4 protein-coding genes are annotated in these 11,637 nt (G+C 57.3%); all 4 read left to right on the forward strand.

Going from position 1 to position 11,637, the window contains the following annotated elements:
* Window positions 1-125 precede the first annotated feature (125 nt).
* The gene (locus tag JJB07_RS05020; RefSeq protein WP_201631705.1) at window positions 126-1,484 is read left to right on the forward strand and encodes a hypothetical protein; all 1,359 of its coding nucleotides are present in this window, start codon (window positions 126-128) and stop codon (window positions 1,482-1,484) included.
* Window positions 1,485-1,627: 143 nt separating this feature from the next.
* Window positions 1,628-4,855, forward strand: coding sequence for an OmpL47-type beta-barrel domain-containing protein (locus tag JJB07_RS05025; RefSeq protein ID WP_201631708.1), 3,228 nt, complete (start codon window positions 1,628-1,630; stop codon window positions 4,853-4,855).
* A 164-nt stretch (window positions 4,856-5,019) separates the two neighbouring features.
* Window positions 5,020-8,535 (forward strand): S-layer homology domain-containing protein, encoded by a 3,516-nt coding sequence (locus tag JJB07_RS05030; RefSeq protein WP_201631711.1) that lies wholly within the window; start codon window positions 5,020-5,022, stop codon window positions 8,533-8,535.
* Window positions 8,536-8,629: 94 nt separating this feature from the next.
* Window positions 8,630-11,569 (forward strand): OmpL47-type beta-barrel domain-containing protein, encoded by a 2,940-nt coding sequence (locus JJB07_RS05035; RefSeq protein WP_201631713.1) that lies wholly within the window; start codon window positions 8,630-8,632, stop codon window positions 11,567-11,569.
* The last annotated feature ends 68 nt before the right edge of the window (window positions 11,570-11,637 follow it).

Here is an 11,637-nt window from a genome sequence, read left to right on the forward strand (position 1 = left end):
TGAAGAAATCCTCTTTTTATATGATTCAAATCTACATAGATTCTCATGATCCGCACCAAACCCAAGCCCATTCCATAGACTGCTCACAAGAAAGGGCATTTGCCTACTACCAGGGGGGAGTATCTGTGGAACTGACGCTCTCGCATTGGATCTACCTCGCCGTTGTGTTGTTGGTCATCCTCGGGATGTTTTTGCGTCGGGGTGTGATCGCCGTCTGTGTGGCGGGGACGGTTTTGATCGGTTGGGTGTACAAGGGCTCGTTCATCGCGGCGGGCCAGACGCTGTTCACGGCGAATTTGACGGCGGGCAAGGCGCTTTTTGACATCATTTTGATCATTGCGCTGATGATCGCCCTGCTACGTATGATGGAGAAGATCGGCGCCGATTATCTGTTGATGAAGCCGATTGGCAAACTGTTCAAAGGCCCGACGGGTGCCTATTGGGGCATCGGGGCGGTCAAGGGATTGCTCTCTGCGTTTCTCTGGCCGACTCCGGCGACGATGACCGTCGGTCCGATGCTCATCCCCGGCGCGTTGCGGGCCGGATTGCCGCTGGTCGGGATCGCGGCGGCGATGAATTTGTTCGGGCACGGTATCGCGCTCTCCGGTGACTTTGTCATTCAAGGCGCTCCGAAATTGACCGGGCAAGCGGCGGGCGTTTCCGTGTCTGACATGATCTCCGCTTCGATTCCGCTCGTAATCGTGACGGGCGTCATCGCAACCGGGCTTTCGTTCTGGCAATTGCGTCGCGATATGAAAAAAGGTCTGCTCGTCGCCGAAGTGCAAGAAGCGGAAGTCGAACGCACACAATTCTCGCTCGTCGCGAGAATTTCCGCAGGGCTCGTCCCGCTGTCGTTCCTCGCAGTTATCGTCACCACGATTTGGATGTCCCTGCGCGGCGGAGATGCGACGGCGATGATCGGCGGAGTCGGGCTGATGCTCTTGGTGTTGATGGCACTGGGGGAGTACCGCTTCCAAGCGCACAAAGTCTTAATGGAAGTGTTGCAAGAAGGCTTCAAGTTCTCGATCAAAATCTTCGCACCGGTCATCCCGATTGCGGCGTTTTTCTTTCTCGGGTCGCCTGAGATTTCACCGCTTGTGCTGGGAGATGGAGCACCGGGCTTCTTGTTTGATCTCGGCAAGGCACTTTCGACCGTCGTTCCGCTCTCGGCCGTCCCGGTCGCGATCATCATCGTTCTTGTCGGCATCATCGCGGGGCTGGACGGTTCCGGCTTCTCCGGTCTCGTCATGATCGGGACGCTCGCTCAAGCGCTGGGCACACCGGCTGGCGTCGACATCGCCGTGCTGGCAGCACTCGGTCAGATGGCTTCGATTTGGAGCGGCGGCGGCACGCTGGTCCCCTGGGGCGTACTGGACATCGCCGGGGTGACGGGCATTGATCCGGAGTCGTTAACGAGGCGAAACTTCCTGCCCGTCATGACAGGTTTGCTCGCTGCAACGGTCGTCGCGATCTTCCTCATGTAAAACACACAGATAGAGAATCGATCCACGCACATCAGTGGACGATTCTCTTTTTTAAATTATCTTCACACATGGAGCATAAGTTCATGCTAAAATAGCAGTGTAATCGAAGTAGTTTAATAATATGCCTTTGGGGGGTGCATTACTTGTTATTCAAAAAACGCTCGTTACACACCTTGCTCGCCGTGACACTCGCGTTGCCGGTACCGGCGATGCTGTTCGGGGCTCAAGCGGCGTACGCAGAGAATGCGAACGATCCGGCTCCGGTCATCGCAGCAAAAGTGGTGAATGAGAACGCAGGCAAAAAAGTATTGTTCGACAACTCGCACGGGGAGACGTCGGGCGCGGCGGACTGGGTCATCGACGGTGGCTTCTCCGACTTCGGGAATGCGCTGGCGAATGCCGGTTTCTATGTGAAGGAACTGCGCAAAACCACGCCGATCACGCTGGCAGACTTGCAACCGTACGACGTCTTCGTCGTGGCGGAAGCACAATTCCCGTTCAAACCGGCGGAACAACAAGCGTTGCTGGACTACGTAAACCAAGGCGGTTCGGTCTTCTTCGTCGCCGACCACTACAACGCAGACCGCAACAAAAACCGTTGGGACGGTTCGGAAGTCTTCAACGGCTATCGTCGCGGTGCGTGGAGCAACCCGGCGAAAGGCATGGGAGTCGAAGAAGCCGCATCGGCAGCAATGCAAGGGGTGCAAAGCTCCGATTGGCTCGCGCAGAACTTCGGCGTTCGCTTCCGTTATAATGCACTGGGCGACATCAACGCTACGAACATCGTCGCACCGGACCAAGCGTTCGGGATCACGACGGGGGTATCTGCGGTCGCGATGCACGCAGGCTCGACGATTGCGATCACCGACCCGACCAAAGCAAAAGGTCTCGTCTACCTGCCGAAAACCAACGAATCTTGGGCAAGTGCAGTTGACCAAGGCGTGTACAACGGCGGCGGTGTAGCTGAGGGCGCGTTCTCCGCCATTTCCAAGGTAGGGCTTGGCAAGGCCGCTTTCATCGGGGACTCCTCTCCGATTGAAGACGCGTCTCCGAAGTACCTTCGCGAAGAAAACGGCAAGACCAAGACAACGTATGACGGCTGGAAAGAAGTCGACGATGCGAAATACTTCACCAACCTCGTCAACTGGCTTGCGAAAAAGGAAAGCTACACCGCACTGAACCAAGTGCCGGGTCTGCAACTCGACCAACCGACGCAATTGCTGGCGATGGAAAACCCGGTCACCTCGACCGAACCGCAAGCAGAACCGTGGGCAGCGCCTGACGCAGGCTACAAATGGTGGGATTCTTCCACCTACAAACCGGGTTCCTACGGCACGACCTCTGTCGTCAACCCTCCGGCGGGCAACCCGGCGTACTCCACCGTACACCAAGCGGTCTTGCCGAATGCACAGGACTTCCAAGTGCGCGTCGTCGCGGACAACTTGACTCCGTTCGCGACCCTCAGCAACTTTAACCTCGGCATCTACTTGACCGGCGGTACGCAAATCGGTCAAGTGCAAAATGCGGACGGCACCTGGCCGACTGCATACGGCTACAGCTCTTCGTTCTCGCTGACGGCCGACTCGCTCGGTCACGCGACCAAAGACCTGACCGTCCGCGTCAAATCGGGCTCCACAGGTGCTGCGAACCTGCGCTTCCGCCAAGGTTCCAACGCTCTGAAAACCGAAGCGGTTACCTTGGGCAACGTTCCGGCTGAGCCGCTCCCGAAGGACAAACCGCCGGTTCCGGCAACCGTTTCGATCTCGGCAGCACGCGCAGGCGGCGCGAACCAACTGGTCACCGTCGAAGGCATCGTGACCACCGCTCCGGGCGCATTCGGTGGACAAGCGTTCTACATGCAAGATGCAACGGGTGGCGTCTACGTGTTCCAAAACACGGCAGGCTTCCAAGTTGGGGACAAAATCTCCATCTCCGCTACGACTTCTCTCTACAACACCGAACTGGAACTCTCCGATCCGATCAACATCGAAAAAATCGGCACGGCAGACGTCCCGGCTCCGGTCGTGGTCCCGGCTCTCAATGACCAGAACCAAGGCCAACTCGTCACCCTCCAAGCTGTGACGATCAAAAACATCATCACCGCAGCTCCGACGGGCTCCTTCGAGTTCGACGCTGTGAACGCAAACGGCTCAACTCATGTGCGTGTAGATGCTCGCACGGGTCTGACCCTCTCCGCATTCCCGTTCAAGGAAGGCCAAGTCGTCACTCTGAACGGCATCTCTGCGATCTTCAAAGGCGTGTACCAACTGAAACCGCGCGGTCTGTCCGACTTCGCCATCGTCGATACCACCGCACCGGTGACCTCGATGACGGTCAACGCAACGCCGAAGCAATCCGGCTGGTACAACCAAGATGTAGAAGCAACTCTGACGGCAACCGATGACTCCGGCGTGGATCATATCGAATACGCGCTGACTCCGGATGCTTGGCAGACCTACACCGGTCCGATCTCGTTCACCACGGAAGGCAAGAACTTCTTCCAAGTGCGTGCAGTAGACGTGTACGGCAACGTAGAAGCTCCGCAAGACCTCGTGATCGACGTGGACAAAACCGCTCCGACCGTCGACGCGCAAGCAGACAAAGCAGCAAACGAAAACGGTTGGTACAACGAAGACCTGAAAATCAACATGCAGGCGGCAGACGGCCAATCGCAGATCGATCGCACCGAATACCGCGTCAACGGCGGTGAGTGGCAAGTGGTGAACGGCAACGCGTACACGCTCTCCGTAGGCGACGAAGGCACGACCACGGTCGATGTCCGTTCCGTTGACTTTGCAGAGAACGTCTCGGACGTGAAATCGGTCATCGTGCAAATCGACCGTTCCGCTCCGACGATCTCGCTGACCCAAGACGGCGCGGCGATCCATGACGTGCTCGCAGACGGCAAGTTCTCGTTCAACTTGAACGCGACCGATGCTGTCTCCGGCGTGAAAGTCCAGACGCTGACCCTCGACGACCAAGGAATCAACTCGGGCGTTGAATTCGACGCTTCCACGCTCGCAATCGGCGTACACACCGTTCGTGCAACGGCGGTCGACGCAGCGGGCAACACCACCGGCGTTTCCTACACCTTCCTCATCAGCACAGACTTGAACACCGTGCAAAACCTGCTCAAGAAACTGGCTGTCAACGGGGAAGTGAAAAACGGCGGCATCCAGCAATCGCTCACCGCGAAGCTGAACACCGTACAATTCTTTGTCGCGAAGGGCAAGCCGGATCAAGCTGCGAAGCAACTGCAAGACCTGCAAGGCACCTTGACCAACTACGCGAACAACGGCAACGTCTCCAAGCATGCGGCAGATCTGTTGAACGCAAACCTCAACTACCTGCTGACCCACGAAATTAAATAATCATTGAAAAAAGAGGCCGAATCCCTTGTGGGACAAGGCCTCTTTTTTTGTAGGGAATTCTAAAATTCATTACAAAATTCGATTTGATTCGACAGGAAAGGATGGTAGAATAGAAGTCGTTAAAGTATTTCAATTATATGAAGTGCTATCATGGGGGAACAAAAATGAGAATGTTTCGTGGAAAAGCTTTACCGATTTTGTTAGCGCTGACGGTCGCGGCACCGGTGCAATCCTTCTGGTTGACTCCGTCCGCCCACGCAGAGGGTCCGACCGATGCGGCTCCGTACCTCAACGCGAAAGTCGTCAATGACAACGCGGGCAAGAAAGTATTGTTCGACAACTCGCACGGCGAAACGTCCGGCGCGGCCGACTGGGTCATCGACGGCGGCTTCTCCGATTTCGGCAACGCGTTGGCGAACGCAGGCTTCTATGTAAAAGAACTGCGCAAGAGCACGCCGATCACGTTGGCCGATCTGCAACCGTATGACGTGTTCGTCGTCGCGGAAGCACAGTTCCCGTTTAAACCGGCCGAACAACAAGCGATCCTCGACTACGTAAACCAAGGCGGCTCGATCTTCTTCGTCGCCGACCATTACAACGCCGACCGCAACAAAAACCGCTGGGACGGCTCGGAAGTCTTCAACGGCTACCGTCGCGGCGCATGGGCCGATCCGGCGAAAGGCATGACCACGGAAGAAGCAAATTCGGCTGCCATGACCGGCGTTCAGAGTTCCGACTGGTTGGCGAACAACTTCGGTGTCCGCTTCCGCTACAATGCTCTCGGCGACATCAACGCGAACAACATCGTGGCGCCGGAGCAAGCGTTTGGAATTACGCAGGGCGTTACCGCCGTCGCGATGCATGCGGGCGCAACGCTTGCGATTACGGACCCAAACAAAGCCAAAGGTCTCGTCTACCTCCCGACCACCAACGAAAAATGGGCCAGCGCAGTTGACCAAGGCGTCTACAACGGCGGCGGCGTGGCAGAAGGTGCCTTCTCTGCAATCTCCAAAGTAGGTCTTGGCAAGGCAGCTTTCATCGGGGACTCCTCTCCGATCGAAGACGCAACGCCGAAGTACCTGAAGGAAGAAAACGGCGGGACCAAGACGACCTACGATGGGTGGAAGGAAGTGGACGACGCGCTCTACTTCACCAACCTCGTGAACTGGCTTGGGAAAAAGGAAAGCTACACGTCGTTGTCAGAAGTTGCGGGTTTGGAGTTGGATCAACCGACGCCGACACTGCCGATGGAAGACCCGGCGACTTCGACCGAACCGCAAGCTGAACCTTGGGCGGCACCGAGTGCAGGCTACAAGTGGTGGGATGCTTCTACGTACAAGCCGGGATCTTACGGCTCAACCGTTGCAGCGCCTGTCGTTGCGACCTACTCCACGACGCACCAAGCAACTCTGCCGAATGCAGAGGACTTCCAAATTCGCATCGTCGTCGATAACATGATTCCGTATTCCACGCTGAGCAATTTCAGCTTGGGCATTTATCTGACCGGGGGTACCCAAGTCGGGTACGTGAACACCGACGGAACGTGGCCGGCAGCACCGGGCTATAGTTCTCCGTTCTCGGTGACGGCAGATTCGACGGGACACGGAACCAAAGACTTGTCCATCCGCATCAAGGCGAACACGATTGGTTCAGCGTCGATGCGTTTGAAACAAGGGAGCAACAACTTGAAAACCGAAGCGGTCAACATCGACAACGTTCCGGCTGAACCGCTTCCGGAGATCGCACAACCGGCGCTTCCGGACAAAATCTCCATCTCGGCGGCACGTGCCAAGGGCGAGAACCAACTGGTGACCGTCGAAGGCGTCGTCACGACCGCTCCGGGCAGCTTCGGCGGCCAAGCGTTCTATATGCAGGATGCAACGGGCGGCGTGTATGTGTTCCAAAGCACCACGGGCTTCCAAGTCGGGGACATCGTTTCTGTAACCGCAGGTACGTCCCTTTACAACAACGAATTGGAACTTGCTTCCCCGACGAAAATCGAGAAGACCGGCACGGCGGAAGTTCCTGCTCCGGCTGTCGTTACCTCGCTTAGCAACGACAACCAAGGTCAACTCGTCACGTTGAAAGACGCAAGTATTTCGAATATCATCGCAGCGACACCGACCGGCTCGTTTGAGTTCGACGCAACGACCGCCAACGGTGTGACCCACGTCCGTGTGGACGCACGCACCGGTTTGGTACAGACGGCATTCCCGTACACAGACGGTCAAAAAGTCGACATCACCGGCATCTCCGCGATTTTCAAAGATGCATTCCAACTGAAACCGCGCGGCCTGACCGATTTCACAGCAGTGACCACCCCGGTGGACCCGACGATCCCGGTAGATCCGACCCCGGTAGACCCGACGATCCCAGTAGACCCAACGATCCCGGTAGATCCGACCCCGGTAGACCCAACTCCGGTAGACCCAACTCCGGTAGACCCAACTCCGGTACCGTCTAAACCGACTCCGGTACCGCAAGAGGACAAATTGGTCACCAAGGGTGAGGGCAAAGCCGTCATCAACGAAACCAAGTTCGAGCAAGTCATCACCGAAGCCTTGAAAAGCGGCAACAAAGTCACCGTCGACCTCACCGGCCAAGGCAACCTGACCGAACTCAATGCCAAAGCATTCCAAGCTCTGCTCGACCAACATTCCGAATCGGTCCTGCAACTCAAGACCGACGTTGCAACCGTTTCGCTCCCGGCTGCTGACGTCAAAAAAGCGATCGAGAAACTCGGCCTCGCGCTCGACAACTCGAAAGTCTCCGTCAACGTCACCAAATTGGACGAGACTGCTGCTCTCGACGCAACCGCCAAACTGAACAAGTCCGCACTCTCGCTCATGAACCCGTTCTCCATCCAAGTCTCCGTCGCAGGTACAGACGGCAAGTCTGTCAACCTCGACCAAGTCTTCAAACCGACCGTAACCCTGCCGTCCACCGCTTCCACCGTGGCAAGCACCCACCTCGCAGGCGTCATGATCGACCCGAAAACCAAGGACGTGTACCCGGTTCCGACCCTGTTCAACACCGCAGACGGTTCCGTCCAAGCGACCTTCCAAAAGCAAAACAGCAACTTCATCTACACCGTCGTCCAAAACGACACCTCGTTCGCAGACGTCGCAGCCGATTCCTACGCATTGAATGCGATCAACACCCTCGCAAACAAATTCGTCGTCTCCGGCGTCTCCGACACAACGTTCGAACCGAACGCTCAAATTAACCGCGCCGACTTCGCCACCCTGCTGGTGCGCGCACTCGGCATTGCACCGAGCACCGCCTCTTCGACGTTCAAGGACGTCGCAGGCGACTCCTACTACGCAGCAAACGTGGAAACCGCTCGTGAACTCGGCCTGATCGCCGGCTACGAAGACGGAACCTTCCGCCCGAACCAAGAGATCTCCCGTGAAGAGATGGCCGTCATGATCTACCGCGCCCTGCAACTGACCGGCACCGCGCAAGACCTGACCGACACTCAGAAGACGCAGAACCTCGCGAACTTCCAAGACAACGGCACCATCTCCGACTGGGCGAAGGAAGCGGCAGCGTATGCGATCTCTGCAGGCATCATCCAAGGCACCGATGCAGGCCGGTTCTCTCCGAACCAGCAAGCAGACCGCGCCCAGAGCGCAACGATTCTGTTCCGCACGCTTTCGACCATGAATTACCTCAATTAGTGAAAAAAAACCTCTCCCGATTTTGGGGGAGGTTTTTTTTGTTTGCAACAGATACTATCCCCATCCTGATACCCGCATGGAGGTGCTTGAGAGAGTGAAGTTGCTACGGCTCGCTACATCGGCGTTGCTTGCTCTGACGCTGACCGTCCCGCTGATTCCCACTGCCGCTGTTCACGCAGAGGGCCCGAACGATCCGGCGCCCGTCATCAACCCGAAAGTCACCAACGAGAACAACGGCAAGAAAATCCTCTTTGACAACACGCACGGCCAGACGGCCGGAGCGGCAGACTGGGTCATCGACGGAGGCTTCTCCGATTTTGCCAACGGTCTTGCGGGCGCAGGGTACACGGTCACAGAACTGCGCAAAACCACTCCGATCACGCTCGCCGATCTCCAACCCTATGACGTGTTTATCATCGGCGAAGCGAACAACCCTTACAAAGTATCGGAACAGCAAGCCATGATCCAATACGTGCAAGGCGGCGGCTCGATCTTCTTCATCGCCGACCACTACAACGCGGACCGCAACAAAAACCGCTGGGATGCCTCTGAAGTCATGAACGGCTTCCGACGCGGCGCTTGGGACGATCCGGCGAAAGGCATGAGCACGGAGGAACGCAACTCGGCACCGATGCAAAACGTGCAGAGTTCCGACTGGCTCGCAACGAACTTCGGCGTGCGATTCCGCTACAACGCGCTGGGCGATATCGACGCGACGAACATCGTCCCGCCCGCGCAATCGTTCGGGATCACGCAGGGCGTTGGAGCTGTCGCCATGCACGCAGGTGCCACCCTGGCCATTATCGATCCGAAAAAAGCAAAGGGTCTCGTCTACTTGCCGCAAACCAACCAATCGTGGGCGAATGCAGTTGACCAAGGCGTCTATTCGGGCGGCGGTGTACCGGAGGGTCCGTTCTCTGCCATCGCCAAAGTAGGAGGGGGCAAGGCCGCATTTATCGGCGACTCCTCTCCCATCGAAGACGCGACACCGAAGTACGTCCGCGAAGAAAACGGCAAAGCAAAAACCACCTACGACGGGTGGAAAGAGGCGAACGACGCCACCTACTTCGTCAACTTGGTGAACTGGCTTGCGAAAAAAGAAACCTACACCTCCCTCGACCAAGTCGCAGGGCTTCAACTCGACCAGCCGACGGCGTTGCTCCCCATCGAGACTCCGCAGCAGACGACCGAACCGGCTGCCGAACCGTGGGCCCCGCCTGAGTCGGGTTATAAATGGTACGATCCGACGACTTTCAAAGCGGGCTCCTACGGCTCCTCGCAAGCGCCGGCCGTCAACCCGACATACTCGACCGTCAAGCAAGCCACTCTGCCGAACAACGGGCAGGAGTTCCCGATTCGTATCGTTGCCGACTCCCTCACGCCGGGCGCGACGCTCAGCAATTTCAACATCGGCATCTATCTCACGGGCGGGACGCAGATCGGCATGGTCCAAAACCCGGACGGCACCTATCCGACCAGTTATGGATACAGCCCGTCGTTCTCGCTGACAGCAGACGGATTTGGACATGCGACCCGCGATCTGACCGTCAAACTCAAACCGGGCTCAACCGGAACCGCATCTCTGCGTCTGCGCCAAGGTTCCAACGCGCTCAAAACCGAGACCGTCACGCTGGGTGACGTTCCGGCAGAAGCACTGCCCAAAGACCAACCGCCGATCCCGGCGAAAGTTACGATTGCCGAAGCGCGCAAATCGGCGGCGAACTCGATCGTCACCGTCGAAGGTGTGATTACGACCCAACCGGGCATCTTCGGCAACCAAGCGTTCTATCTCCAAGACGACACAGGCGGCTTGTACGTGTTCCAAAACACGGCGGGCTTCAACGCGGGGGACCGTGTGCAGATTTCGGCTCCCATCGTGCCGTACAACAACGAACTCGAACTCTCCACCCCGATTCATATGGAAAAAACGGGCACAGCCAACCTGCCCGCCCGAACGGTCATCACCGCGCTGAATGACCAGAACCAAGGCCAACAAGTCACCTTGCAAAACGTCATCATCAAAAACATCGTTTCTGCTGCGCCGACAGGGTCGTTCGAATTCGACGCCGTGAACGCGGCAGGTGAGACCAACCATGTCCGAGTCGATGCTCGTACAGGACTTACGCAAACGGCGTTCCCGTACAGCGAAGGTCAAATGGTCAACGTCTCCGGCGTATCTTCCATCTACAAAACGGGCTATCTCTTGCGCGTGACCTCGCCCAACGACTTTGAACGAGTCGACTCGACTCCGCCGGTCACCGCGTTTGGGCTCTCCGGCACGCCGAGTGCAAACGGCTGGTTCCGCCAAGACGTCACCGTCACGCTGACCCCCACAGACGACGAAAGCGGCGTCGCTCGCACGGAGTACCAACTGACTCCGGGTGAAGCGTTCACGCCGTACACAGCTCCCATCGTCCTGAGCGGGGAAGGTACGACGACCGTCTCGTATCGCTCCGTCGACAACAAAGGCAACGTCGAAGCGTCCAAAACCATCACCGTCAAAATTGACAAGACCGCACCGACCCTGACGCTGGAACAAAACGGCGGCCCTGCGGTACACAACGTCATGATCGACGGAACGGTTGGATTCAAGCTGACAGGCACAGACACCGGCTCCGGTGTTGCGTCCCAAACCCTGTTGCTCGACGACACCAAGCTCACTTCGATCTCGGAGACGAGTGCGATGCAACTGGGTCTTGGCGCACACCGCGTCTCGGCGACCGTCACAGACAACGCGGGCAACGTCGCCGAGCAAAACGTCACGTTCCTGATCGAAACCAGCATCCCGACGATCAAGAATCTCACGGCGCAGCTCCAAAACCAAAACGAGATCAAAAACCAAGGCATCCGCACTTCCATCGACGCCAAGTTGGACACCGCCCAAAAGTTCCTCGACAAAGGGGACAAAACCCAAGCAGCCCAACACCTGCAACAACTGAAGGACGACTTGAACAACAACGCCGCCAACGGCAACGTCACGCCAAACGCCGCGAAGATCCTGAACGCCAACATCGACTATCTGCTCAGCCGCTAGTTACAAAAAACGACCGCGTGCCTCCACGCACGCGGTCGTTTTTCTGCTGTGCGATTTGCTGGACAATT

This window comes from Tumebacillus amylolyticus, from assembly GCF_016722965.1.
In the GTDB taxonomy this organism is placed as follows: domain Bacteria; phylum Bacillota; class Bacilli; order Tumebacillales; family Tumebacillaceae; genus Tumebacillus; species Tumebacillus amylolyticus.